24 protein-coding genes and 1 pseudogene are annotated in these 25,436 nt (G+C 39.3%); 19 read left to right on the top strand and 6 right to left on the bottom strand.

The annotated features are described in order from the left end of the window. Position 1 precedes the first annotated feature (1 nt). The 8 genes and pseudogenes from IEV36_RS12500 to IEV36_RS12530 all read left to right on the top strand — a co-directional run bounded on the left by IEV36_RS12500 (position 2) and on the right by IEV36_RS12530 (position 5,841). Entirely contained in the window at positions 2 to 1,795 is a 1,794-nt protein-coding gene (locus tag IEV36_RS12500) for a hypothetical protein (RefSeq protein WP_005256926.1), read from the top strand. 9 nt (positions 1,796 to 1,804) lie between these two features. Then, positions 1,805 to 2,803 carry a hypothetical protein gene (locus tag IEV36_RS12505; RefSeq protein WP_005256927.1) on the top strand — a complete coding sequence of 333 codons (999 nt, stop codon included), beginning with the start codon at positions 1,805 to 1,807 and terminating at the stop codon, positions 2,801 to 2,803. 49 nt (positions 2,804 to 2,852) lie between these two features. Further along, positions 2,853 to 3,841, top strand: a pseudogene (locus IEV36_RS12510) (hypothetical protein). Between the two features lie 121 nt (positions 3,842 to 3,962). Continuing rightward, entirely contained in the window at positions 3,963 to 4,106 is a 144-nt protein-coding gene (locus IEV36_RS18995) for a hypothetical protein (protein WP_488153965.1), read from the top strand. A gap of 9 nt (positions 4,107 to 4,115) precedes the next feature. Beyond that, positions 4,116 to 4,574: a hypothetical protein gene (locus tag IEV36_RS12515; RefSeq protein ID WP_005256943.1), complete on the top strand. Its 459-nt coding sequence runs from the start codon at positions 4,116 to 4,118 to the stop codon at positions 4,572 to 4,574. Positions 4,575 to 4,591: 17 nt separating this feature from the next. Continuing rightward, positions 4,592 to 5,035: a hypothetical protein gene (locus IEV36_RS12520; protein ID WP_005256944.1), complete on the top strand. Its 444-nt coding sequence runs from the start codon at positions 4,592 to 4,594 to the stop codon at positions 5,033 to 5,035. After that, entirely contained in the window at positions 5,022 to 5,447 is a 426-nt protein-coding gene (locus IEV36_RS18810; protein WP_005256945.1) for a hypothetical protein, read from the top strand. The genes IEV36_RS12520 and IEV36_RS18810 overlap by 14 nt, the downstream gene beginning before the upstream one ends. Positions 5,448 to 5,622: 175 nt before the next feature. Continuing rightward, positions 5,623 to 5,841: a hypothetical protein gene (locus tag IEV36_RS12530; RefSeq protein WP_005256946.1), complete on the top strand. Its 219-nt coding sequence runs from the start codon at positions 5,623 to 5,625 to the stop codon at positions 5,839 to 5,841. 70 nt (positions 5,842 to 5,911) lie between these two features. Here the strand turns inward: IEV36_RS12530 and thiM are convergent, their stop codons facing one another. Then, positions 5,912 to 6,739, bottom strand: a complete 828-nt coding sequence (thiM, locus tag IEV36_RS12535; protein WP_005256947.1) for a hydroxyethylthiazole kinase — start codon at positions 6,737 to 6,739, stop codon at positions 5,912 to 5,914. A gap of 33 nt (positions 6,740 to 6,772) precedes the next feature. Further along, positions 6,773 to 7,933 carry a hypothetical protein gene (locus IEV36_RS12540; protein ID WP_005256949.1) on the bottom strand — a complete coding sequence of 387 codons (1,161 nt, stop codon included), beginning with the start codon at positions 7,931 to 7,933 and terminating at the stop codon, positions 6,773 to 6,775. A gap of 348 nt (positions 7,934 to 8,281) precedes the next feature. On the opposite strand from IEV36_RS12540, the gene IEV36_RS12545 reads away from it, so the two are divergent. Further along, on the top strand, positions 8,282 to 8,755 hold the full coding sequence (locus tag IEV36_RS12545; protein ID WP_005256950.1) for a DUF2147 domain-containing protein: 474 nt from the start codon (positions 8,282 to 8,284) through the stop codon (positions 8,753 to 8,755). 212 nt (positions 8,756 to 8,967) lie between these two features. Continuing rightward, a complete protein-coding gene (locus IEV36_RS12550; RefSeq protein WP_004771644.1) occupies positions 8,968 to 9,441 on the top strand; it encodes a DUF2147 domain-containing protein in 474 nt (157 codons plus the stop codon). A 58-nt stretch (positions 9,442 to 9,499) separates the two neighbouring features. Here IEV36_RS12550 and IEV36_RS12555 read toward each other — a convergent pair whose 3' ends face one another. Further along, positions 9,500 to 9,757, bottom strand: a complete 258-nt coding sequence (locus IEV36_RS12555; protein ID WP_004652954.1) for a hypothetical protein — start codon at positions 9,755 to 9,757, stop codon at positions 9,500 to 9,502. 342 nt (positions 9,758 to 10,099) lie between these two features. Between IEV36_RS12555 and pepN the strand changes: the two genes are divergently transcribed. From pepN to IEV36_RS12585, 6 genes are all read left to right on the top strand, one after another. Continuing rightward, positions 10,100 to 12,706, top strand: a complete 2,607-nt coding sequence (pepN, locus tag IEV36_RS12560; RefSeq protein WP_005256951.1) for an aminopeptidase N — start codon at positions 10,100 to 10,102, stop codon at positions 12,704 to 12,706. Positions 12,707 to 12,819: 113 nt separating this feature from the next. Next, entirely contained in the window at positions 12,820 to 13,506 is a 687-nt protein-coding gene (locus IEV36_RS12565; RefSeq protein WP_032864020.1) for a dienelactone hydrolase family protein, read from the top strand. 65 nt (positions 13,507 to 13,571) lie between these two features. Then, positions 13,572 to 14,009, top strand: a complete 438-nt coding sequence (locus IEV36_RS12570; protein ID WP_005256953.1) for an RDD family protein — start codon at positions 13,572 to 13,574, stop codon at positions 14,007 to 14,009. A 308-nt stretch (positions 14,010 to 14,317) separates the two neighbouring features. Next, positions 14,318 to 15,013 carry a PA4824 family protein gene (locus IEV36_RS12575; protein WP_005256962.1) on the top strand — a complete coding sequence of 232 codons (696 nt, stop codon included), beginning with the start codon at positions 14,318 to 14,320 and terminating at the stop codon, positions 15,011 to 15,013. A 56-nt stretch (positions 15,014 to 15,069) separates the two neighbouring features. Then, positions 15,070 to 15,789, top strand: coding sequence for an MgtC/SapB family protein (locus IEV36_RS12580; RefSeq protein WP_005256964.1), 720 nt, complete (start codon positions 15,070 to 15,072; stop codon positions 15,787 to 15,789). A 116-nt stretch (positions 15,790 to 15,905) separates the two neighbouring features. After that, positions 15,906 to 17,738, top strand: coding sequence for a monovalent cation:proton antiporter-2 (CPA2) family protein (locus IEV36_RS12585; protein ID WP_005256967.1), 1,833 nt, complete (start codon positions 15,906 to 15,908; stop codon positions 17,736 to 17,738). Positions 17,739 to 17,844: 106 nt separating this feature from the next. Here IEV36_RS12585 and leuE read toward each other — a convergent pair whose 3' ends face one another. From leuE to aceR, 3 genes are all read right to left on the bottom strand, one after another. Further along, on the bottom strand, positions 17,845 to 18,495 hold the full coding sequence (leuE, locus tag IEV36_RS12590; RefSeq protein ID WP_004771654.1) for a leucine efflux protein LeuE: 651 nt from the start codon (positions 18,493 to 18,495) through the stop codon (positions 17,845 to 17,847). 74 nt (positions 18,496 to 18,569) lie between these two features. Then, on the bottom strand, positions 18,570 to 19,559 hold the full coding sequence (gene tal, locus IEV36_RS12595; RefSeq protein ID WP_005256977.1) for a transaldolase: 990 nt from the start codon (positions 19,557 to 19,559) through the stop codon (positions 18,570 to 18,572). Between the two features lie 113 nt (positions 19,560 to 19,672). After that, on the bottom strand, positions 19,673 to 20,563 hold the full coding sequence (gene aceR, locus IEV36_RS12600; RefSeq protein WP_005256980.1) for an HTH-type transcriptional regulator AceR: 891 nt from the start codon (positions 20,561 to 20,563) through the stop codon (positions 19,673 to 19,675). Between the two features lie 88 nt (positions 20,564 to 20,651). On the opposite strand from aceR, the gene aceI reads away from it, so the two are divergent. The 3 genes from aceI (at position 20,652) to mfd (ending at position 25,392) form a co-directional block, all read left to right on the top strand. Beyond that, entirely contained in the window at positions 20,652 to 21,080 is a 429-nt protein-coding gene (aceI, locus tag IEV36_RS12605) for a chlorhexidine efflux PACE transporter AceI (protein ID WP_004771659.1), read from the top strand. 212 nt (positions 21,081 to 21,292) lie between these two features. Continuing rightward, positions 21,293 to 21,796, top strand: a complete 504-nt coding sequence (locus IEV36_RS12610) for a hypothetical protein (RefSeq protein ID WP_005256989.1) — start codon at positions 21,293 to 21,295, stop codon at positions 21,794 to 21,796. A gap of 137 nt (positions 21,797 to 21,933) precedes the next feature. Beyond that, positions 21,934 to 25,392: a transcription-repair coupling factor gene (gene mfd, locus IEV36_RS12615; RefSeq protein ID WP_032863867.1), complete on the top strand. Its 3,459-nt coding sequence runs from the start codon at positions 21,934 to 21,936 to the stop codon at positions 25,390 to 25,392. Positions 25,393 to 25,436: the final 44 nt, after the last annotated feature.

Consider the following 25,436-nt stretch of genomic DNA (forward strand, 5'->3'; position numbering starts at 1 on the left):
TATGTCGGATTTTTTAGATGATGTTGCAAATAGTGCAAAGAAAATAAAAAACTCAATCTCAGATACGATTTCTACTGGTGCTTCTAATGCACAAAAGACAGTAACTGCTGGATACGACGCTGCAAAAAAAGAAATCAATCACGCTCAAAAAGAAATTTCTGAGAATATAGATGCAGCTAAAAAGAAAGCTCAAGAAATCAGCACTGATATTTCTAAAAATATAGATGAAGGTAAAAAGAAACTAGAAGCTGCAAAAAAACAAGTACAGGGAGCTGCTCAACAAGCAGCGGATGCGATTACTGATCAGACCCTTAAAAATGCTTTAGCTTTTTTTTCAGCTGCACAAAAAGGTAGTGACGCTGCTAAAAATGTTGGGATATGGCTATGGGAAGTTATAAAAGGTGACTTTCATGAAGATCCTACTACAGCACAAATTGCTACAGGTATGGTTGTTTCAATGATTCCTGTCGTGGATCAGATTTGTGATGTACGTGATTTCTTTGCATGTGCGATTCAAGTTAGAGAGAAACCCGACGACAATATGCCTAAAATTATGATGGTAATTACTGTCATTGGTATCGTTCCAACAGTAGGTTCTTTTGCAAAAGGTATGTTGAAAATTATACTTTCAACACTTCGACGTAGTTTTAAAAATGTACCTGCCAACTTTCACCGTTTACCTGCATTCGAGAAAAAAATAGATGAAACGCTAGAAAAAGCTTTAAAACAAGTCAGAATATTTTTAAATAGGGCTGATGTTCAGAAATATATTCAATTTAAAAAAATTGGTGATCCTTATAAATTTGTAGCTAAAAAAATCGAAATAATAATTGCAGAAACAAGTAAAAATAGCTCATTTGCAATTAAACAATCAAAGTATTTATTGAGTAAATTTGATCAGCTGATTACTTATGTTAAGCGTCTGGGCGGAAATAATAAGCTAGTACAAGAAGCTTTGGAAGAGCAAAAAAAATTACAGGACTTTGTGAATAATAAATTACCAAAGCTGTTGCAAGATAATGAAGTCTTAGGAACAGTGATTAAAATGTTGAGAAAAATTCAACGTCGTTTAGAAATTGAAAGTGATATGGCTTTTCGGGCATCTGTAAATAAAACCAATCTGGATCGAGTCTGGTTTCCATATTTAGATGAACTGGAACAGATGAAAAAGAAAACACCAAGTTGGGCTGACAGAAACGCAGGTAGATTAGTTAATAAAGCTCACCCAGATCCTGCACCTCCAGCTAATCAAGTTCAGTTTTTGAGTCAAGAATATCCAGATATTGGGGAGGGTTTTAAAACTTTTGCGAGGAATGCTGCAAAAGCGACAGAGTTTAAAGAAGGTGAAGTTTTATATCGAGTAATTTCTCCTGCTTCTATGGATAATTCAGTTTGCTGGATGCGGGAGTCAGAATTTAAAAAGCTCAAGAATAAGGATGACTGGCGTCGTAAGTTTGCTGTATGGGGGAGCTGGAACAGCAATGGTGAATATGTAACCTATACTGTTCCTAAAGGAGGACTAAAAGCTTGGGAAGGAAAAGTGGGTGCTCAAGTTATGGATACTGCAGGGAGAAAACCAGCAGGTCTGTCTGATGCAGAATGGGCAAAAAAGATGGAAGATGCAAAGGAGTTTTCCTTAGAAGGTGGAGCAATCCAAATTGTACTTGACCCTAAAATGCTGCAATCTTCTAATATTAGTGCACGCAAAGCAACAGGTTGGGGCTACGGTGATGATGAATTAGGTCATAAGGTTGATTTAGTTGGTGTACCGGTTCTTAAAAATAATGTTAAGTAGAGAGTAAAAATGATTGATCAGCAGAAATTAGAACTATTTCCAAAAGAAATTTATTTATTGGAACAATTTCTTTCGTATGATTATTACTATGAAACGGTAAAGTTATGGGAGGAGCTGATTCAATATGCTGAAGGATTATTAGACAAATATAGTGCTCATTTAAAACCCGATCATCGTGCCCAACATCCATCTCATCAAGCCGACTATGTGTGGGGAACCATCGTACTACCAAATTTTAAAGGCATCCTCCATCATTTAGTTGATGGCTTGGATGACTTAAAAGAGGGCTTTTTGCCTATATTAAGAAGAATGAGTGGCATTCGTAATGCTCTTATTGCTCAATGGAGAGATTATCCATATGATTGGATGGATCATGTTGAAAAAGGCTCGGCTGCTATTTATAAAGCTAAACAGGATATTGTATCAATAAGAGCTAATAATACCTTTATTGCAAGTGATTACTATGACTCGCAATGGGACTATAAAGATTTATTAAAAAATGATGTATATAAAAGAGATGTTGGGATTGAGTATCCTCCAATATTACCTAAATATTATTTAAATCCTAATATAAGCGTAAAAACTGATGAACCAATTATGGTGACAGGTTTTTATCGATCTACTGAACCATATTCAGCATGTAAGTTTCTGATACATGAAGAAAAAATGTCAGCCAAGCATCCTGAAGACTGGAAATTAGCTCCAGCGGTTCAGTGTTTTAAAACGAATCCTGACCTTTTTACGACACCAGATACAATTGAAAATTCAGAAGAAGTAGAAACTACATGGATACTGGTTGAAAAAATAGTTGAGGATGGTGGCAGTAGTTCGGTATTTAATGAAGAAAGAATATCTCAAAAAGGTGGAGACGAAGTAAAGAAAGCAGGTTATTGGTCTACTCCTGCACAACCTGATACAAGATGTTATTTCACCCAAGGTGAAATATTGCCAACGCTTCCTGAAACAGATTGGGGCGAAGTCTATTGGTATTGGGATGGCGAAGAATAACTAATATGCCCTTCGGGGCATTTAAAATTTTGAGATTTATATCATTTAAATGATTGATCAGCAAAAATTAGAGTTATTTCCGCAAGAGATCTATGCAATTGAACAATTTATTTCATATAACTATTACTATGAAACGGTAAAGTTATGGGAGGAATTGATTCAATATGTTGAAGAACTATTAGATAAATATTGTGCTCATTTAGCACCAGACCATCGTGCCCAACATCCATCTCATCAAGCCGACTATGTGTGGGGAACCATCGTACTACCAAATTTTAAAGGCATCCTCCATCATTTAGTTGATGGCTTGGATGACTTAAAAGAGGGCTTTTTGCCTATATTAAGAAGAATGAGTAGTATTAATAATGCGGCAATTGCACAGGGTAGAGATTATCCCTATGACTGGATGGAAAAAGTAGAAAAAGGAGCTGTCGAGAAATATGAAGCCAGAGAGAAGATAGTTCTAATGCGAGCAACAAATATTTATATTGCTAGTGATTATTATACAGCTCAATGGGATTATAAAGATTTATTAGAAGATGAGTATGTTGTAGGTATAGATTTTCCAGAGCATTTGCCTAAATATCAGTTCAATACGAATATTATGGTTAAAACTGGCGAGCCGATCATGGTGACAGGGATTTATCGTTCAATTGAGCCATACTCTGCTTGTAATTTGATGATAAAAGAAGAAAAAATGTCTGCCAAGCATACTGAAGACTGGAAATTAGCTCCTAAGGTTTTAAGCTTTGAAACTAATCCAGATCTTTTTACGACACCAGATACAATTGAGAATCCAATAAGAGTTGAAACTACATGGATACTGGTGGAAAAAGTAGTTGAGGATGGTGGCAGTAGTTCGGTATTTAATGAAGAAAGAATATCTCAAAAAGGTGGGGAAAAGTAACGAAAGCAGGTTAGTGGTTTACTCCTGCACAACCTGATACAAGACGTTATTTTACCCAAGGTGAAATATCGCCAGTGCTTCCTGAAGCAGATTGGGGTGAAGTCTATTGGCAGTTTGATATTAAGGAATAAAACTAACGAAGGTTTTTGCATGATCAAATGCTAGTTTTCCAATTATTTATAATTAATAATATATATCAAATACTTAAATAATATTTTAGTCCGCGAAATTCGAACTTAACTACATAAATTTATTGTTAATAAAGATACATGTATGGCTGTAGGGCAAGCAAAAGCAAATCTTGATTTAGGAGATGGTAGGGGCACGCAATATTATGTTATGCCCCAAGACCGAAAGAATTTGACTCCTACAAGTATGGTTACTGATATTAAATAAGGAATACATATGATAAAACTAACAATAGATTTGAAAAGTGGTCATTTATTTGTTAATGGTTCTTTATTCAATTTCTTTACTGAAGATGATTACTTGGAAAGTGTTAGGAATATACCTGCAATTCAAAAAAAACCGCTAATTATAAATGGGTTTCATAAGTATGGAGGGTTTGAATTAGTTTTTTTGGGTAGAGTTTTTGCTCCTGAATTTGTATATAAAAATAATAAGTTATATAAAAAATACTTTATTTGGGGGGAGGGTGAGTGTAATGAGCTAGAATGGGAGTCCTCGGAAGATAATTTGAAAAATGATAGAAGAAAATTAATAAGTGAATTGACACTTGCTTTGAATAAAAAACCTGATAAAAAAATGAAGTATAGCGATTATTTTGTCTTTGATTGGGGGGAGATTAGGGTTTCGATAAATAATCGAGATTTTTATGTTTTATTGAATTTTGATTACTATTGAGTCATAAGGGAGAGTAGATGCTTTTTATAGGTTTTTGTGGTGGAATGCTATTGGAGAATGATATTCTTGAAATAAATAATGAGAAGAAGTTTGCTTGTCAAGTATTGGGGGTGGATGGTGATCTATTTATCAATGCATATAATGATTATATAACTTATAGCTTTTTATGCAAATATCTTGAATCTAATTTTAGGTTTCATATAACTTTTTTAAATGGAAAAAGAGATGGCGTACCTTATTTAGTTTGGTTGGATGGAGTTTGCGAAAAAAAGAAATGGGAGTCAAGTAAAAGAGATTTATATAGCGATGTGAATAATCTTAAAAATATATTTGATTTAAATGGAATATATCCATATAAAGAATATGAGGATTTGAATTTTTACTATAAAATAAATGGCGTTTTAATCCGTTTAATAGCCTTATTAAAGTCGATGAGTGTAGTAATTTATGTTGAATGTTGATGAATGCTATGTAAGATTTTTCTTAGATGAAAAAATTATCACTATTGGGGAGTCATATTTTGATTTTAGTAATTTTAATTTTTTAAAGGAGAAAGTTTTAAATCCTAAAGAGGGGGAGTGTTATCAATTTAAAGGTGTTATTTATTTAAGTGATAAAGTATGTGTGAAAATACTTTATGAACAAGAAAGAGCTATTTATATTTTGTTCAATACACCTGAATTTTTTGACGCTAATTTACTTCACTCAAAAATTTTAAAAAGATTTAAGAAGAAGTATAAATTTAATGATGAAGATTTTATTGTTATTCATCCTGCGCGAGTTGTTTTGAAGCAAGATAAAACGAAATGGAATAAAGTTGAATTTACTTATGATCCCAAGCAAGGAGATATATCTTTAATACTTGAGTATTGAATTTTTATATGTAGTTTAAATTAATTTTGGGTTGTGATTTTTAATAGTAGTCAGTTATATGGTTTTTAATTAGAGTCGAAAGAGAAACGTATAAATTAATAGGATTGATTTAAATAAAGAGTATGTTGGCATGTTTGAGCTTTGATATTAAATGCTGAGGAACGTAAATTAAGAAATGGAAAATACAGAAATACCTGTTTGTGAATGTTTAGTGATTATTATTCTAAAGGAAATAAAGTTAGGAAACTCTATCAGATCTTATAATTCAGATCCTGAATGGCCTGAAAAAGATAGTAAATTTGTTTTTCTAGAAAACAGAATAAATTTAACATCTTTAAGTGAATTTCCTGACTGGGTTTCAGTGAGAGTTAATAATGATATGCATTATACTTGATACAATGAGATTTATTGCAAAGAGCATCATGATTTGTTAGTAGCAGGTGAAATTTAAGTCTTAAATCTCTTTAAGACTCCATATCAACAACCTCAATATCAACATATTGCTGGATTAAATTATCATCAAGCATATGCACATAATCCAAAAATGCGATATTAAAACTACCGACAGTTTGTGCATGCTCAAATGCTAGTTTACCCGCTATTGCAAAATGAATATGGGCAGCCAGCGCTGCAATCGTAGCTGGAGCAACTGCATGATAGGCCGCGGTTAAAGCGCCTAAGGCACATCCCGTTGCGGTAATTTTAGGCTGTAAATAACAACCCCCATTGACCTGAATCACGGCATTTAACGGCTTGGAAATGATGAAGTCAGATTCACCAGAAATCGCCACACACTCAGTATATTGCAATAAACTTTTAGCTTGCGCATAAACATCCTGACTATTCAAGGTGCTGTCTACACCTTTAGACTGAATGTTATTACCTGCCAGTGTACTGATTTCTGAAGCATTGCCACGAATAATGCTTGGATGAAACTGTAGAAGTTGGTCGACGGTTTCACTACGCCATTTTAAAACGGCGCCATAACCTACCGGATCAAGCACCCAAGGTACCTGATGCTGCTGTGCCGTTTTCGCTGAAATTAACATGGCTTGGGTTTGTTCAGTGGTTGGTGTACCGATATTCAGACTGAGTGCCGCACTAATTTTTGTGAAATCTTCTGCTTCAAAAGGGTTATCAATCATAGCAGGTGAAGCACCCGCCGCCAGTAAAATGTTGGCAACATAATTATTGGCAACGCTGTTGGTCATGCATTGCACTAAAGGGGCTTGTTGTTGTAAAGCACGCCAAGCTTCAATGACTTGATTAATCAATTGTTGTTTTTGTGACATAACACATCCTTTATACAGGCTTGAATCTGGGAGTTAATGTGTGAAATAGTGATCTTGATGCTTACATTTACGACAGATTAATGAGACATAATCTTGAGCATCATAATCTACGATCAGGTCATTTGAACCACAATACATACAACGTTTCACTGAATAAAAATTTAAACGTGGCTCGATTTTTCGCCATGATTTCCAGACGGGCTGGATAAAAATACTTTCGTCATAACCCAAAAATTTAAATAATAATACTTCACTCATTTTACTGAATGGAATGGTGTAGGGGCGTGGCAAGGTTGTGGTTTCCCAACGTTCATTCAATGCCCGTTCACGATATTGTTCCAATGTCTTTTTCAGCAAATTGGTATTGATAAATTTATCATTTCTTGGCTGCAAGGCTTTTTGTTTATGCAGGTATTCCAAAGCAGTTTGAATTAAATAGAAAATTTGTCCGACCGCAAGTCCTTCCATGAGGCGATAACAGAATGCCTGAAAAGGACGATTCCCCGCAATCTGAATACCCCAGGTGCGGCAATAGAACTGCATAAACTGTACGATTTCTTGGTACAGCACCAGATACAGCACATCTTTTACTTCATCTGTGCTTTTAAAGGGAATCCCTAAGCTTAGATTTTCATAAAACCATTGGCGTAATTGTTGAGTGATGCTGAATAGGCTTGGATCTGCGTATCCATCGAGTCGAATATTCAGATAAAAATGTTCGGTTTCGATATTGCTGTCTTGCGACTTTAATACCCCAAGTCTCAACAGCTCTTGGACGAGCTGATGTTGAAATAAGTAGTTAGGGGTAAAGTCGTGATATTTAATATTTTGCCAATGAATCAGCTCATCGTGTTGTACATCCTCACGAGCATATCGATCTAACAAGCTCAGCAAAAATAGCTTATGCAAGAAGCTCAGTTGATTGAGGCTATACACCACTTCGTCTTTGACTTTATTTTTACGTTGTTCTTGCAAAATGGTTTGTTGGGTCTGTTTTTTACGACTAGCGGTACATTGCGCACAATGACAATTCAGTTTGCTATCGCTTTTAAATACCCGATGCTGGCAATGACTACATTCATGGAACTGGAATTCTTGTGAGTATTGTTCAGCTTCTATCCAGTTCATTGACGCTTGGCATAGAGGGCAATGGCTACTTTCATCTAACTGTTTTTGTAGAATCTGTAAATCCATTGATGTTAAACCTATGACCATTAAAAAGGGAATTATACATGCTCCATTGCTAGAGTGATGCAAAGTTTATAAACAGTTAAAATGTCGTATTCAAATCAGGGCGAAAAATCTGAGTTTTTTATTCTCAAGCTAAAGTAGACGGATGTTAAGCGTCACTCATCACGATTGCGTGAATAGGAACCCAATAGACTGTGCCAAGCCATAATCACTAATTATGAAATATGTGAATTGCTTAAAATTTTCTTTTATTTTAATGAATTAAATAATGCTGAGTTGTGTTGACTGTTTGTAAACGATCGCATAAAAATGAAGTTATAGATGGATCTATTTTGCATTACGGAGATTATTATGCAAAAAAATGCACTCATGAAAGGACTCATGGGAAGTTGCTTGGCTGTATTCGCCACTATGAGCTTTGCCACAACACCAGAAGGCTTTTGGAAAAGTATTGATGACCGTACTGGGGAGCAACTTTCAATCGTTGAAATCAAGAAAAAAGCAGACAATACTTATACGGGAACGATTGTATATCGTTATCCAGTGCCCGGTGGTACGGTATTAACCCATTGTGTGAAATGTCCTGAACCGTTTAAGAATAAACCTATTCTGGGGCTGCAAATTGCATGGGGATTGAAGGAAGATCCAAAAAATCCGAATCAATTTATAGATGGTCGGGTACTAGAGCCAAAAAGCGGCAATATTTATAAAGGAAAAGCACAACTTAGTGCGGATGGTAAGCGTCTGCGTATGCGTGGATATATGGGTGTTTCTGCGTTAGGGCGCACACAAGTCTGGCTTCGTACCGATAGTGCAAATCCATAACTGTGTTTGATTTTTAAGAAAGCCTAAACGACTGCTTTGGGCTTTTTTATTTGTCTAAAGAATACTCATTATCCTATGAAATTAATGCATAAAATCCGTTATTTCTTATACAAATGAACTCTGGCGTACAGTGTAACTTTATGAAAATTGTGATAATTTTCGTGCTTTAAACCTATCTCTTTGAATAGGTTGTTTTTTTAGACGGGGTGAATATGCTAAATCGTATGCTCATGAAAGGAATCATGGGACTCACATTTGCTTGCGCGAGCGCAGCATCATTTTCAGCTTCAATTGAAGGTTACTGGAAAAGTATCGAAGAACGTACGGGAGAACAACTCTCTATTGTCGAAATCCGTAAAGGAAATGACGGACGTTATCATGGAAAAATTATTTATCGTTATCCAAATTCGCATGGAATTGCGCTAACAAACTGTACCAAATGTCCGGCACCGAATACCAATAAACCGATTTTGGGATTGGAAATTCTCTCTGGTTTTAGAGAAGATCCAAATAAACCCGATTCTTATATAGATGGGCGTGTATTAGAGCCAACATCTGGTCGTGTCTATAAAGGCAAAGGTGTTGTCACTGGCGAAGGCAAACGTTTACGTATGCGTGGTTATATGGGCGTTTCCGCACTGGGACGTACTGTGGTCTGGCTTCGTACAGATAGTGCTACGCCTTAAATGTGATAAAAAAACCTCGAATCGATTTTCGAGGTTTTTTTATGGTTAAAGTGAATGGCTAAACAGGGCATGGTAAGTTCTCGTCCTCCTGTCCAATTTTTTTAGCGGCAATCAATGCCTGTACTTTTTTACTTGGCAGCTTTTCTTTGCCGAGCGCATCATAAGTATTCACAATATTGGTGACTTCTAGTGTGGTCAGCTCGATTCCTTCTGCTGTTAAAAAAACGGAAATGACATGATGATCCACACCTGCTTTTGCGAGATCATGGATCGCCTTGATATTTTCTAAACGATAAAGATGTGCTTTTAATTCCATCGTCATAGCCCTCTCTTATTTTATTTACCTACATTGGCATAATTGGTTAAGCAATAACCGTGCACAAAATGTAAAACTCAGCCAAAAAATGTAAGTTAGGCGATATAAGGCAATGGGTTCTGTAGTTTTTATTTAAGAATAGAAAACTGTGTTGTAATTCTGTCTAAACGTCCATGTTCTGTACGCGTTCAATTTGAAAAGCAGAAGATTAAGCCCAATAAAACTGTTAAAACCCATGTATGCGTCTAAAGACAGGTTGCTTAAGTTGGCGTATGATCGATTGATCAAGAAGTCTTGCCAACAAGACCATCTAAACGACATGATGAAAGATAAGGAATACTGATGAATATTGCGGCACAGCCTCCTGTACAAGCAGATCAAACCATTTATTTAAAAGATTATCAAAAGCCAGCTTTTTTAGTTGAATCGATCAACTTGGATATTCAGATTTATGATGACCATACCCTTGTGGACTCAACATTGGTGATGAAGCGCCAAACTGCAGGTGATTTAATCCTGTTGGGTCGTGATCTTGAATTAAAATCTATCCAATTAAATGGTCAGTTGCTCAATCAAGATCAGTATCGTTTAGACAGTGAGCAGTTGGTGATCACCGATGCACCAGATCAGGTCATTATTCAAACTCAGGTCGTGATTCACCCCGAATCAAATACCCAGCTTGAAGGTCTGTATCAGGCAGGTGACTTGTTCGTGACTCAGAATGAACCTGAAGGTTTCCGTAAAATTACCTTCTATCCAGATCGTCCAGATGTGCTCGCTGAATTCACCACTCGTGTAGAAGCCGATAAGAAATATCCAGTATTGCTCGCAAACGGGAATTTATTGGAAACAGGTGATGCCGGTAATGGCCGTCACTTTGCGATTTGGCAAGATCCAACCAAAAAGCCAAGCTATTTATTCGCTTGTGTGATTGGTGATCTGGCCGTATTGAAAGATCGTTACACCACTTCGGAAGGCCGAGATGTGGCATTAGAAATCTATGCGATTGAAAAAGATATTCCTAAATGTCATATCGCAATGGAAGCTTTAAAGCATTCAATGCGTTGGGACGAAGAACACTATGGCCGTCCTTACGATCTCGATAACTACATGATCGTTGCGGTAAGTCAGTTCAACATGGGCGCAATGGAAAATAAAGGTTTAAATATCTTTAATACTTCATGTGTGTTGGCCGATGAAGAATACACCACGGATGCTGCGATTATGCGGGTTCAGTCGGTCATTGCTCATGAATATTTCCATAACTGGACAGGTAACCGAATTACCTGTCGTGACTGGTTCCAACTTTGCTTAAAAGAAGGCTTAACTGTTTTCCGTGATCAGTCTTTCTCTGAGGATTTGCAATCTGCTGCGGTACAGCGTATTGACGACGTAGCCGTATTAAAATCGCATCAGTTCCCAGAAGATGCGGGTCCATTGTCACATCCGCCACGCCCAGACCATTTCGTCGAAATTAATAACTTCTACACGGCGACCGTGTATGAAAAAGGTGCGGAAATTAACCGCATGATGGCGACATTACTCGGTAAAGAAAAATATCGTCAGGGTACAGATGAATACTTCCGCCGTTATGACGGACAAGCGGTTACGGTTGAAGATTGGGTTGCTGCATTGAGTGCAGGTTCAGGCGTAGATCTCTCCAACTTCCTGACGTGGTACAACCAGCCAGGTACGCCAAAGCTAGAAGCCAAAGGTGAGTATGATGCGGCTGCACAAACTTATCGTCTCAGCTTAAAACAAAGCCTAAAAGCGCATCCTAAATATCCAGACTTGAAGGCAGTGCCGATTCCTGTGGCTTTGGCGTTATTTAATGCCCATACAGGTGAGCAATACACCTTGCACAGTGCTGATTTGTTTGTTAATGATGTGAAAGATGGCGTGTATTTATTTGATCAGGATCAAGTCACCATTGAATTTACTGGTGTGACTGAACAACCTGTTGCATCATTATTACGTAATTTCTCTGCGCCTGTGAATTTGGTATTTGATTATTCTGATGAAGATCTTGCCTTTCTAATCCAGCATGAAACCAATGGTTTTAACCAGTGGCAAGCCACACAAACTTTATTGGAACGGATTTTATTAGCAGATCACAAAGCCGATATTTATATTCAGGCTATTCAAAACACCTTACCTGAGCTAGTGAATAAGGATCCTTTGTTGGCATCACGTTTATTTGATGTGCCTAGCGAGAATTATTTAGGTAGCCGTATCGATCAGGACTACGAACCTGAGTTGGTGCTGGAAAAACGCGAAGCAGTGTTGAATCGTTTAGCACGCGAATTGGGTTCATTCTGGAAAGATACTTATCTGGCCTTGGATCCGGCATTGCAAAAAGAGTTTTCTTTGGCAATGGGGGTGCGTGCGCTCAAAAATATCATGTTAAATATGCTGGCGCGTCAGGGTGATGAATCTGTCTTTGAGCTGGCTTATGCGCAATACCAACAAACGGGCAATATGTCTGAACGTTTAGGCGCATTACGTGTTTTGGTCTGGAATGATGCACCACAGGCACAAGCTGCATTAGCGGATTTCTATAACCGTTTTAAAGATGAAGCTTTGTCTTTGGATCAATGGTTTACCATTCAGGCATCTAATCCAAATGCGACAGCTGAAACTATTGAATATCTCACCAAGCATGTGGACTATGATCTCGGCACACCAAACCGTATCCGTTCGGTTAGCGGTGGTCTGGCCGCCAATCCTGTGAATACGTGGAGCTTTGGTGTTGATCATTTCATTGAGTTGGCAGCTTATTTGGATGAGAAAAATCCAATCTTAGGCTCGCGTTTACTGCAAGTGCTTTCTCGCTGGTACACTTTGGCTGAACCGCAACGCACTCAAGTTCAGCAAGCGCTTAAAGCATTGCAACCGAAAGTAAAATCTAAAAATGTAGTAGAGACATTAAATAGCTTGTTAAGTATTTAATTCAAGCGTCAAATACATTGAGAAAAGGGATGTCGTCAGGCATCCTTTTTTATTTGACAATAATAATTGTCATAAATAGTATGGAAACGATTCGAATGCAATGGATGACTGCAATGGAAATAAAAACAATCACATTACCGACACGTCAAATCGAAGTAGAAGTTTATGTACCAGCACAGGCTTCGGAAAAAGCGCCTGCGATTTTATTATTACACGAGTTATTCGGTATCCTTGATGTATATCGGGAAGATGCTCAAGACTTGGCAGAACGTGGCTATCTGGTTTATGTGCCTAATCTGTTTAGTGGCGGTGCAGTTAAATATTGTATTCGCGCAATGGTGAGCAAAGCAGGACGCAGTAACGCAGCGGATAGTGAGGTCAATCAGGAAATCCATGTATTGCTAGATGCACTCAAAGCAGATCCACGTTCAAATGGTCGTTTAGGTATGTTGGGACAATGCTTAACAGGTGGCTATGTGATCCAGATGGCGAAACGTGACGATATGCTGGCACCTGTGGTTTATCATCATTCTTTAGGGATCGAAGGTGCAGGGATTCCGAAAAAAGAATCTCTGGATGAGGTGCGTATTTTACAGGGACACTGGTCGAATGTAGATCCATTTTGTCCAGCAACCAAGCGTAAGCAACTGATCCAGCAATTGGGAGATCGGGTCGAGGCCTATACCTATAATATGCCGCATGGTTTTCGTAGCGTCAGTCGTGGATTGCCTGAGGCCAAAGTGGTCTGGCAACGTACGCTGGACTTTTTTGATCGGGAATTAAAACAAAACATAATATAAATCATTGGAACAACAGGTTATTATTGATAAATATTAACTTTTAGAAATAAAAAAGTGAGGGGAAAATGTCTGATAAATACGAGTATGCAGGCTTCTGGATCCGTGTTGGCGCAGCAATTATTGATTCAATTATCGTGATTGTGGCGCTGATTCCACTAACCATGATTTTTGGTGGTGGAGAAACCACGGTGGCTTCTGATGGATTTTCATCATTCCAGTTCATGTCGACCTCAGACTGGATCTGGCAAATCATCACCGCCGTCTTTTATATTTTCTGCTGGATTAAATTTGCAGGTACACCGGGTAAGCGTTTATTGCGTTTAAAAGTGCTGGATGAAAAAACGGGTGAAAATGTAACTGTCGGGCAAGGGATTATTCGCTACATTGGCTATATTCCTGCAACATTGGTATTTTTCATTGGTTTAATCTGGGTTGCTTTCGATGCCAAGAAACAGGGCTGGCACGACAAAATGGCAAAAACAGTTGTGGTAAGAGAGCTTTAATTTAGACCGAAATTTTATCATGTAATAAAAAATTCATATTATAGGACTTGTGAATCAATTCGCATGTCCTATAATGCCTTTGAATTTATTCACGGAGATCCTAAATGGGTAGTTGTTCGAGGTTCGGGTTTAATCATCGATTAAATCAAAGCGATTACTGAACAAGATAGCCTGTTAGGTTGGCTATCTTGCAATGAGATAGCTTTGATATAAATTTTTAACCCTTCTATAAAATTTTGCTGTATTCACAAAATTTATTGTATTGACTGCAACCTGTTTAGTTTCTCACCTAAAATGGGGAGAAGCCTATGTTCTTTCACGCTTCCATTCAATGGATTGCTGTTGTTCAAGCATTTGTTTTATCTGGTTTATTGCTAACTCAAAAAAGTAAGGCTGGCCCGCTGATCAATACCGATGATGTTTCGATTACAACAGCAAAGCATTGTCAGCTGGAAAGTACTTATACGCGTAATAAAGATGGCAGTTGGGGTTATCAAGTCGTGCCTGCCTGTAATCTCAATGAAAATTTAGAAATATCTTTAGGTTATCATTCGAGCAAAGATATTGATCAGATTCATGGTTTTTCAGCTCAGGCCAAAACCATATTAAAACCAATGGAAAATGAGTGGGCAGTTGGCTCTAGTTTGTTGCTCTCACGTGATGATGTTTCGCATCATGGTGGCAAGCTGGACTGGTTTTTCAATGTACCGGTGAGTTTTGACTTTTTAGATCAACGTTTAGCTATAGATACCAATATTGGTTATCAACATGCAGATGAGCAACTTGTTCGTTGGGGCGTGGCTTCAACCTATAATGTAACGGATCGGGTGGGGCTAATTCTTGAAACCTACAATCAGGATCGTCAGGCGCCGTTCTTTCAGACCGCAGTGCAGTACAGCATTATTCCCAATGTGTTAAGTCTGGAAGCATCATTTGGTGACCGCTTGCATGCAGAGAAACAGCATTGGTTTGGCTTGGGATTGAGTTTTACACCGTCATCATAATTGCAGTATTTCACATTATCCTTCATTAAAAATCATTGATAATAAAGAGGTGAAACATGCAATTAAAATTTCTGCAACATACCGATTTTTCTAATATTCTGGATACTCTAATCAGTCTTTCAGTGGCATTTGTTTTAGGTGCCCTGATTGGTTTTGAACGTCAGTATCGGCAGCGTACAGCAGGGCTACGAACCAATGTTTTAGTTGCCGTCGGTGCTGCCATCTTTGTGGATATTGCAATTAATCTGACGGGTGCCGATGGTGCGGTTCGGGTAATTGCCTATGTGGTTTCGGGTATTGGTTTCTTGGGCGCAGGTGTGATTATGCGTCAGGAAGGTAATATTCATGGTCTCAATACCGCAGCGACCTTATGGTGCTCAGCAGCAGTTGGAGCATCCGCTGGGGCAGATTTAGTGATTGAAGCGATATTGGCAACTTTATTTATTTTAGCTGCAAATACATTGCTGCGACCTATCGTACATGCTATTGACCGCCGTCCGCTGGATGATGATACTGAGGTCATGCATGTGATTTATATTATATGTGATCGTAGTCACAGCAAAGCTGTCATGGATGAGCTGAATTTGACCTTAAAGCATCATAATTATCCTGCCAAAGATATTGATGTCACGCCTTTTGGTGAGAAGGAAGTGGAAATTGAAGTTACGCTCATTGCCACCTCAATTGAAGCGGAAGAAGCTCAACATATCATTAACCACCTCAATGCCATGCCTCAGGTTCGTCAGGCATTCTGGGACAAAAATACAATAAATTAAGTTTAGGAAAATCGTTTCCTAAATGATTGAATTGGGATGCATTGTCCTAAAAATGATATATATGGCCTTAATTGTTTCACCTAAAATGAAACCAGCATGATAACAATGAGAACAGTATGAGTTCAGAAGCACATTCAATCAGTTTAATTGCACCAGTGGTTTTGCTGGCTGCGGCTGTGGTTGCCGTCCCGATTTTTAAACGCATCGGATTAGGTTCGGTACTGGGATATTTGATTGCAGGATTGATTATTGGCCCATTCGGGTTTGCATTTTTCCACGATTCGGCCTCGATTTTGCATATTGCCGAATTGGGTATTGTGATGTACCTGTTTGTGATCGGGCTGGAAATGCAGCCTTCCCATCTCTGGAGTTTAAGGCGGGAAATTTTTGGCTTGGGCACCTTGCAGATCGTGGCGTGTGGCTTGGCTTTAACTGGTGTCGGTCTGCTATTTGGTTTTAGCTGGCAGGTGGCTTTTATTGGTGCTGCCGGATTTGTACTGACTTCGACTGCCATTGTGATGCAATTATTGGGGGATCGGGGCGATATTACCCAGCCACATGGTCAGAAGATTGTCGCTATTTTATTATTTGAAGATTTATTGATTGTTCCATTACTTGCAATTGTTGCCTTTATGGCGCCGAATCACGTGGTCGAAAGTACCTCTACGCGTCTTGAAAGTATCGGCATCGGTTTAATTGCAATTGCGGGTCTGATTGCTGCGGGTTATTGGCTATTAAATCCTTTGTTCAGGTTGCTTGCTGCTGCAAAAGCACGTGAAGTGATGACTGCCGCTGCACTTCTGGTGGTTTTAGGCGCTGCATTGTTGATGCAAGTGAGTGGACTGTCTATGGCGATGGGGGCGTTCCTCGCAGGCGTATTATTATCAGAATCAACCTTTAGACATCAGATTGAAGCCGATATTGAACCTTTCCGTGGATTATTACTGGGTTTGTTCTTCCTCGGTGTCGGGATGTCTCTCGATTTATCTGTGGTTGCACAAAACTGGCAACTGATCATCAGTGGTGTGCTCGCCATGATGTTTGCTAAGGCGCTCATGATTTATATCGTTGCGCGTGTAACCAAAAGCCCGCATACCGAAGCTTTAGATCGCGCGTTGCTGATGGCACAAGGGGGAGAATTTGCGTTTGTTCTCTTTGCAGCCGCAGTCAGTGCCCAAGTGATTGATAACACGGTCAAGTCTAATTTGACCGCGATTGTGGTGCTTTCTATGGTGCTGACCCCGATCGTGGGAATTCTTTTTAAACGTTTCACTGAAACCAAAGACTCGATTAATCTGGACAATGTCACTGTTGCCGAAGGCTTGAGTGGCAGTATTTTAATGATTGGCTTTGGTCGTTTTGGTCAGGTTACCAGTCAGCTGTTACTGGCACGTGGTGTTGATGTGACTATTATTGATAATGATATAGACATGATTCAAAACGCAGAGAAATTTGGTTTTAAAATCTATTATGGTGATGGCTGCCGTCTGGATATTCTGCATGCATCTGGTGCTGCGACAGCACAAGCCATTGTTGTCTGCGTAGATAGTAAGGAAACCACCAACCGTATTGTCGAACTGGTGACCCATGAATTCCCACTCGCCAAGCTGCTGGTTCGTTCTTATGACCGTGAACATTCACTCTATCTCGTGAAACAGAAAGTGGATTATATGATCCGCGAAACTTTTGAATCTGCAATCAAGTTTGGTGGCGTGATTCTGCAAGAGTTAGGGGTTGAGCAAGATGAAGTGCAACGTATTACTGATGAAATTCGTGACCGTGACGAAGAACGTTTTGAAACCGAAATTGCCGCAGATGATGTCTATGCAGGCGTGGGTTTACAATATACCCATACGCATCCACGGCCAACAGCGCCATTGATTCGCCCTAAACAGACAGGACGTATTTTAAATGAAGAAGAAACGCAAAAAGATTTAGAAGAAAAATAGCGCTCATTGCAATTCAAGTTTTTCTCGGCCCTCATTTTGATGAGGGCTTTTTATTTTAAAACTAAGAGATAAATTAAATGAAATATCGAGAAAATAGCAGGTTGTATTAAGATAGCGTTGAGGTCGCCAGCCTTAAGCCAAAGCCAAAGAATAAAATGCCCACCAGACAAATGCCGCTGGCAGCAAGTTTATAATTATGTTTGAAGAAGCCAGCAAGTTTGATACCTGAAAAAATTAATGCAGTCAGGTAACTAAAACTGACTATTTGTAAGATGATAGCCAGAATTAAAAAGCTTAAAGCAGGATAAGCATAGCTTGGCTCGACAAACTGCACGAAGAATGACAGGAAGAACAAGATCGCTTTCGGATTGAGTAGACTAATGCTTAAAGCGGTACGGTAAGGATGGATCTGGTCTAAATTTGGTAGTGCTGCCAGTTCAGCATGATGTGGCGGCTTGTTCCATGTTTGATAAGCGCCTTGTAGTAATTTAAAACCTAAATATGCCAGATAACATGCGCCTGTTAATTTTAAAATTACAAACAAGATCGGGAAGGCTTTCAACAAAGAGGCTGCACCTAGCACGGTACAGAGAATTAAAATAAAGTCGCCTGTAAAGACACCACATGCTGCCGCATAGCCTGTGCGGATGCCATAACGTGATGCCACAGACATCACATATAATGAGTTGGGGCCAGGTAATAACACAATTAAGATTGTACCAATAATGTAAGTGGTTAAATCTGTTATACCGAACACGATAGAAACTCACTAAAAAACCGATTTTCGCTAATATAGCAAAAATCGGTTTTTATTGGTGAAAATTCGACTAATTATGGTTTGATTTCAGCATCAATTCCAAAAGATTGGCGCAGCAATAAACTCAGTTGATCACGAGCCTTGATAAAGCCATCGATACCACCTTGCAGTAACTGGAATGCCATCAAATCCTGTTCAAGTTCAGCCTTAAAGCTTTCTTTGCTTTGAGCGGGACGATCAATTTTTTCAGCTTGCTGGGCTGACTCAACACTCAATTGGGCTTCAACATTTTGTTGATCCTGTTCAAGTTGAGCCAACAGATTTGGCGCAATCGTCAGTAAATCACAACCTGCCAGACCCAATACCTGAGCTGTACTGCGGAAGCTAGCACCCATCACTTGAGTTGTGATGCCTTGCTGTTTGTAATAATTGTAGATTTTCTTGACCGAAAGGACACCTGGATCTTTGGCAATTGGATATTGCTCAACACCTTCAGCCTTTTTGTACCAGTCAAGAATACGACCTACAAAAGGTGAGATCAGCGTAACTTTTGCATCTGCACAGGCTTGTGCCTGATGTAGACCAAATAGCAGGGTAAGGTTACATGGGATACCTTCGGCTTCAAGCACTTTCGCAGCCTGAATACCTTCCCATGTTGAAGCAATCTTGATCAGGATACGCGATTGTTCAATGCCATAACCTTGATACAGCTTAGACAATTCGCGTGCTTTAGCAATGGTCGCTTCCGTATCATAAGACAAAGAAGCATCGACTTCAGTTGAAATCCGGCCTTCAATGAGTTTTAAAATTTCAACACCGAATTTTACAGTCAAAATATCAATCGTGCGCTCGATTAACTCGTCGCTTTGATAACCTTCTTGTTTTGCTTGGGTATAGGCATCTTCAATCAGCGCTCTGCTTTCTGGTAATTCCGCAGCCGCAGTAATGAGTGAAGGGTTGGTTGTTGCATCGAGTGGACGAAATTTTTCAATTGCTTCTAAGTCACTACTATCGGCAACAACGGTTGTTAAATCTTTTAATTGATGTAAGGCAGTCTGAGTCATTGATATAGCGTTCTTACTTAAACATATTATTGGTAATTTCTTTTATAGCATACTCTGCATAAAAGCAAAGCATCGCTTTTGTTGATGGAGTTATTCCTTAAAGTTATCTTTTATTACTTCATGTGTTGACGTTGTTTACGGATATGATCAATCAGGAATCGCGCTGCTGCACCTAGTTCACTTTCTCGACTCCAGACCAGATCGACGTAGTATTCAAATTTCGGTGTGAAATCATAAAGATCCAGAATTTTTAATTTTTTACGCAATTCAGGATTTTCATTAAACATTTCCAAAGGTAAAACGCCCCAACCCAAATTCCGAACGATCATCATACACGCGGAGTGATGGTTGTCTGTTCGCCAATAATCTTTTGAGTAAAGCAATTCAGGTCGAATGGTATTGTCTCGACTCGCCACGACAATTTGACGGGTCTGAACCATTTGCTCAAATGAAACCTTATCCAGTTGTGCCAAAGGATTCGTTTTCGCAATCACGGGAACAAGCGCTTCACTTTTTAACTCAACGAACTGCTCACGGCTATCTAATTGTTCCCGTTCAAACATCAGGGCAAGCTGCGCAGTTTGATCAAGTAACATTTGCAGAGCATCTTCTTGCGGTGCTGAAACGACATTGAGTGACAAGCTCGGAAAATGTTGATCGAGCAAGGTGATGTAATCTGTCCAGTTGGTATGGAGCAGTTCCGATACAACCACAATATTTAAAGTGGATTCCAAACCTGTACTTAACGCATGGGCGTGCTGTTTCCATTGATTCATTTCGATCAATAATTGCTGGGTTTTTTCATATAAAACCCACGCTTCGGCGGTCGGGGTTGGTTCTCGTCCGATCCGCTCAAATAGTTTTAGATTGAGATCAATTTCCAGATTGGCAATCGACATACTGACTGCTGAAGGTACTTTGCCTAATTTACGGGCAGCAGCAGAAAAGGAGCCTGTTTCAATGACCGTCTGAAACATGAGGAGTTGTTCTTGGTTAATATTCATTTGTCAAAAAAACTGAAAGAATCTGATTGGATTAATCAATATTATAAAAATAAAATGGCAACTATCCAAACAAGAGAGTGTTACAAAAATGTTGATTTCCAAAAGAAGACTCGTTCATGCGATCAGCTATGAAGTGATTTTATTGGTCATCATCGCTATTGCGTTAAGTTTTATTTTTAGTATGCCACTAGAAGTAACGGGTGTTTTAGGTACGATCATGGCGGTGATTTCTGTATTCTGGAATATGATTTTCAACCATTACTTTGAAAAAGTGGAACAGAAATATCATTGGGAACGAACGGTTCCTGTGCGTATTCTGCATGCGATCGGATTTGAAGGCGGCTTGATGCTCGCAACCATTCCAATCATTGCTTATTTAATGAAAATGACAATTATTGAAGCAATTATTTTAGACTTCGGTTTGACGATGTGTATTCTGGTTTATACATTCATCTTCCAATGGTGCTATGACATGATTGAAGGACGTTTCTTTCCAAATGCCAAACTTGCATCATAATTTATAATTAAGATGGATGAAGAAGCACTTTTCAGAATTTGATGAAAAGTGCTTTTTTTATTGTCTGTAATTTATCTAATAATATGATAAAAAATAGCCTAAGTAAGTTAAATGCTTTTAAAGCGATCAAAATTACGGTTTCACATCAATATAAAAATCTCTAAACCGAAGAGATGATCTGATCTTGTTTTAGATAGAAAAGTAGGGACTTTATGACTTTTAAAGCGCTTTTTGTTGAAATTTATTATGGTGATTATTCAAAAGAAATCATCGCCAAAAAAATTAATGAATATATAGAAAACAATGAAATTATAGAGATGGATTTTTTTGAACTATTAGATACTAGGGTAGAGCAGAAAGCTTCACTATTTGAACTGATTCAAGCAACAGATCCCAGTTTTTCAGTAGATTGTGTTGAGGCAGAAGTTCTAGCGGCTCGTTATTTCCTAAAGGTTTTAGAGCATTACCAAAATGGTCAGATAAGGCCTTTTGATTTATGTCGAATTTTTAACAATATAGAGGCGGGTTTTATCGAAGCTCCGCGTCATCTTGATGAGAAAATTGTATATTATCCCTCATGGCTAGGTGATTTATATGGCGCTTGTGACTGGTGTGATGGAGAGTGGACATATGAAAATAGTCCTCATCTTGTTATTGAGGTAAAAAAGCAAATCCAGAATATTAAAGATTGGTTATCAAACCCTGTTTTTAAATAATAGTGACTTTGATAGCAATTCTCTTTGATCTACTGCATAGACAATTTTGCATTAAGGATAAGCCAAAAAATTCCTATTCATAAAAAACATCATGCTAAAATAGGGAACTTATCTTTTTAGATTGCATGATTTTCTCTATGTTCCAACAAGAAATCTCTCAATTAAACCTACAACAATTTAAAGCGGGCGAAAAACGCTGGATCGGTTCCTTGTTGGGATCATCGGCAGCATTATTATTCAAAGAAATCGCAACCCAAAGCTCGAATCTCTACGTCATTGTGGCTCGGAATAATCAGCACCTTGCCCAGTTGGAAAGTGAGCTTGAGTTTTATGGCATTAAGCCAACGATTTTTCCTGATTGGGAAATTTTGCCGTATGACCGTTTGTCTCCGCATCAGGATATTGTGTCTGAGCGTTTGGCCATTTTATCGCATATGCCGCAAAAGGGCATTCTACTGATTTCGGCGAGTACGCTAGCACAGCGTGTTGCACCATATTCGTGGGTAGTGGGTGAACACTTTGATATTAAGGTTGGGCAAAAGCTAGATTTAGAACTACAAAAAAAGCAGCTGGTACAAGCGGGTTATCGTTTGGTAGACACGGTTTATGATCACGGTGAATTTGCTGTTCGCGGTAGTATCATGGATATTTTTGCTTCTGGGCAAGATCAGCCGATTCGGATTGACTTATTTGATGATGAAATTGAAAGCTTAAAATTCTTTGATCCGGAAACGCAACGTACGACAGAATCATTAAAAAACTTCACGGTTTTACCTGCGAAAGAATTTCCTTTGAAAGAAGGGCGTTCTATTTTCAGAGACCGTTATGCGGAAAGTTTTCCAACGGCAAATCCAAAGAAAAATCCAATTTATCAGGATGTGCTTGAAGGTATTTCGACGCCTGGATTGGAATTCTACCTGCCATTATTCTTTGATAAGAAGGTAATGGAAGCGCAAAGTATGTTCACAACATACTTACCAAAAAATTGCGTTGTCATTACAAATAATGAGGTTGAAGACGAATTAATCAATTTCTGGAAAGAAGTTGTGCGTCGCTATGAAGATCGTCGTCATAACATTGACCAACCGATTCTGCCGCCTGAAGAACTGTTCTTGATGCCCAATCATGTGTTACAGGCACTTAATCAGTTTCCAAGAATTGTGGCTTCAGCAGAGGCATTTGAAGCTAAAGCGGGTGTGTTAAATCTTGCCGCCGAGCAACCACCCAAATTGCCTGTTGATCCAAAAAAGGAACAACCTTTCGAAGCAGTTAAACACTATATTGATCAGGTTAAACATCCTGTTTTGTTGGTGGCAGAGAGTGCAGGTCGCCGTGAAACCTTAAAAGATGCGTTGCGTGGTGTATTGGGCGAAATTCAGAATGTAGAGAGTTTTGCTCAATTCCAGAAAGATAAATTACAAGTTGCGATTACTAGTGCGCCTTTAGACCGTGGTTTGTTGCTTACAGATCAGTTATCGGTCATTTCAGAAAATCAGCTGTACGAACATAGGGTGGTACAGCGTCGCCGTAAGCGTCAGCAGGAAGTTTCTGAAGAATTCCTTATTCGCAGCTTAACCGAGCTGAGTATTGGCGCGCCTGTCGTGCATATTGACCATGGTGTAGGGCGTTATGCAGGTTTAGTGACGCTGGAAATCGATGAGCAGGATCATGAATTTTTACAACTAGATTATGCCGATGGCGCAAAAGTCTACGTTCCTGTCACCAATTTACATTTAATCAGTCGCTATAGTGGTGGTGATCCAGATCTGGCACCATTGCATAAGCTGGGTACAGACACATGGAGCAAAGCAAAACGTAAGGCTTTGGAGCAGATTCATGATGTGGCGGCGGAATTACTGCATATCCAGGCGCGTCGCCAGTCTAAACCCGGCTTTGCTTTTGAACTTGATCATACGGGTTATATGCAATTTGCCAGCGGTTTTGCCTATGAAGAAACGCTTGATCAGGCCAATGCGATTGAAGCGACCATTCATGATATGCAGCTAGCTAAACCGATGGATCGTTTGGTGTGTGGTGATGTTGGTTTTGGTAAAACAGAAGTGGCGATGCGTGCGGCTTTTGTTGCGGTACAGAATAATAAACAGGTGGCTGTGTTAGTTCCAACCACCTTATTGGCCCAGCAACATTTTGAGTCCTTTAAAGACCGTTTTGCGGATACGGCAGTACGTATCGAAGTGTTGTCTCGATTCGGTAGTAATAAAGCCCATTTGAAAATTATTGAAGATTTGGCCGAAGGTAAGGTCGATATCGTGGTCGGGACGCACAAAATTTTGCAAGAGAACGTGCAATTTAAAAATCTTGGTCTGATGATTGTCGACGAAGAGCATCGTTTTGGCGTGCGTGACAAAGAGCGAATCAAGGCGCTACGTGCTGATGTGGATATGCTGACGCTGACAGCGACACCGATTCCGCGTACCTTGAATATGGCTTTCTCTGGCATGCGTGATCTCTCGATTATTGCTACGCCGCCAGCACGTCGTTTAGCAGTGAAAACCTTTGTTCAGGAACATACCGATGATTCGGTGAAAGAGGCAATTCTGCGTGAATTGTTACGTGGTGGGCAGGTGTACTTCTTGCACAATGAAGTTGATACCATCGAACGGACTGCGGAAAATATACGTCATCTGGTGCCTGAAGCACGTGTTGCGGTAGCGCATGGACAAATGCGCGAACGTGAACTTGAGCAGGTGATGCAGCAGTTCTACCATAAGGAATATAACGTATTGGTGTGCTCGACTATTATCGAGACCGGTATTGATGTGCCGAATGCCAACACGATTATTATCGAACGTGCAGATAAGCTCGGTCTCGCACAGTTACACCAGTTGCGTGGTCGTGTTGGGCGTTCACATCACCAAGCCTATGCCTATTTGTTGGTTCCGTCGATTAAGCATCTGAAAGGTGATGCTGAAAAACGTCTGGATGCCATTCAACGTGCTTCAACGCTCGGTGCTGGCTTTATGCTGGCTACAGAGGATCTGGAAATTCGAGGCGCGGGTGAGTTGCTCGGTGAGCAGCAAAGCGGTTCTATGCAGGCCATCGGATATAGTCTGTATATGGAAATGCTGGAGAAGGCGACCAAAGCAATTCAGAAAGGTAAAACACCAAACTTTGATGCACCATTGTCATTAACGGCTGAAATTAATTTACATATGCCAGCGTTGATTCCAGATGATTATCTTGGTGATGTACATCAGCGCTTGTTGTTCTATAAGCGCATTAGTAATACTGATAGTCAGGAGAAGCTCGACAATATTCGTATGGAGCTGATTGATCGTTTTGGTATTCCGCCACAACCTGTAAAACAGCTATTTAGCGTTCATCAGTTGCGTTTAAAGGCAGAACAACTGGGCATTACCAAGATTGATATCAATAGCAATGGCGGTTATATCGAGTTTTCTCCAGAGACACCTGTACAGGCGATCAGTATCATTCAACTGATGCAGAAGCAACCAACGTATTACCGGATGGAAGGCGGGCAACGCTTGAAAGTCATGGTGCAACTGGCTGAGTACGATAAGCGAATCCAGTTCATTATTGATCTGCTCAACAAGCTGGTGAGTGAGTTGAATTAATACCTTGAAAATTGATAATTGAGTGTTAATTGAGCAAGTTTGGT

Origin of the sequence: Acinetobacter vivianii (assembly GCF_014635885.1) — a bacterium.
In the GTDB taxonomy this organism is placed as follows: Bacteria; Pseudomonadota; Gammaproteobacteria; order Pseudomonadales; family Moraxellaceae; genus Acinetobacter; species Acinetobacter vivianii.

Coding starts and splice junctions, on each gene's coding strand:
- IEV36_RS12500 (WP_005256926.1), top strand. CDS start 2: ATGTCGGATTTTTTAGATGATGTTGCAAATAGTGCAAAGAAAATAAAA.
- IEV36_RS12505 (WP_005256927.1), top strand. CDS start 1,805: ATGATTGATCAGCAGAAATTAGAACTATTTCCAAAAGAAATTTATTTA.
- IEV36_RS12515 (WP_005256943.1), top strand. CDS start 4,116: ATGATAAAACTAACAATAGATTTGAAAAGTGGTCATTTATTTGTTAAT.
- IEV36_RS12520 (WP_005256944.1), top strand. CDS start 4,592: ATGCTTTTTATAGGTTTTTGTGGTGGAATGCTATTGGAGAATGATATT.
- IEV36_RS18810 (WP_005256945.1), top strand. CDS start 5,022: ATGTTGAATGTTGATGAATGCTATGTAAGATTTTTCTTAGATGAAAAA.
- IEV36_RS12530 (WP_005256946.1), top strand. CDS start 5,623: ATGGAAAATACAGAAATACCTGTTTGTGAATGTTTAGTGATTATTATT.
- thiM (WP_005256947.1), bottom strand. CDS start 6,739: ATGTCACAAAAACAACAATTGATTAATCAAGTCATTGAAGCTTGGCGT.
- IEV36_RS12540 (WP_005256949.1), bottom strand. CDS start 7,933: ATGGATTTACAGATTCTACAAAAACAGTTAGATGAAAGTAGCCATTGC.
- IEV36_RS12545 (WP_005256950.1), top strand. CDS start 8,282: ATGCAAAAAAATGCACTCATGAAAGGACTCATGGGAAGTTGCTTGGCT.
- IEV36_RS12550 (WP_004771644.1), top strand. CDS start 8,968: ATGCTAAATCGTATGCTCATGAAAGGAATCATGGGACTCACATTTGCT.
- IEV36_RS12555 (WP_004652954.1), bottom strand. CDS start 9,757: ATGGAATTAAAAGCACATCTTTATCGTTTAGAAAATATCAAGGCGATC.
- pepN (WP_005256951.1), top strand. CDS start 10,100: ATGAATATTGCGGCACAGCCTCCTGTACAAGCAGATCAAACCATTTAT.
- IEV36_RS12565 (WP_032864020.1), top strand. CDS start 12,820: ATGGAAATAAAAACAATCACATTACCGACACGTCAAATCGAAGTAGAA.
- IEV36_RS12570 (WP_005256953.1), top strand. CDS start 13,572: ATGTCTGATAAATACGAGTATGCAGGCTTCTGGATCCGTGTTGGCGCA.
- IEV36_RS12575 (WP_005256962.1), top strand. CDS start 14,318: ATGTTCTTTCACGCTTCCATTCAATGGATTGCTGTTGTTCAAGCATTT.
- IEV36_RS12580 (WP_005256964.1), top strand. CDS start 15,070: ATGCAATTAAAATTTCTGCAACATACCGATTTTTCTAATATTCTGGAT.
- IEV36_RS12585 (WP_005256967.1), top strand. CDS start 15,906: ATGAGTTCAGAAGCACATTCAATCAGTTTAATTGCACCAGTGGTTTTG.
- tal (WP_005256977.1), bottom strand. CDS start 19,559: ATGACTCAGACTGCCTTACATCAATTAAAAGATTTAACAACCGTTGTT.
- aceR (WP_005256980.1), bottom strand. CDS start 20,563: ATGAATATTAACCAAGAACAACTCCTCATGTTTCAGACGGTCATTGAA.
- aceI (WP_004771659.1), top strand. CDS start 20,652: ATGTTGATTTCCAAAAGAAGACTCGTTCATGCGATCAGCTATGAAGTG.
- IEV36_RS12610 (WP_005256989.1), top strand. CDS start 21,293: ATGACTTTTAAAGCGCTTTTTGTTGAAATTTATTATGGTGATTATTCA.
- mfd (WP_032863867.1), top strand. CDS start 21,934: ATGTTCCAACAAGAAATCTCTCAATTAAACCTACAACAATTTAAAGCG.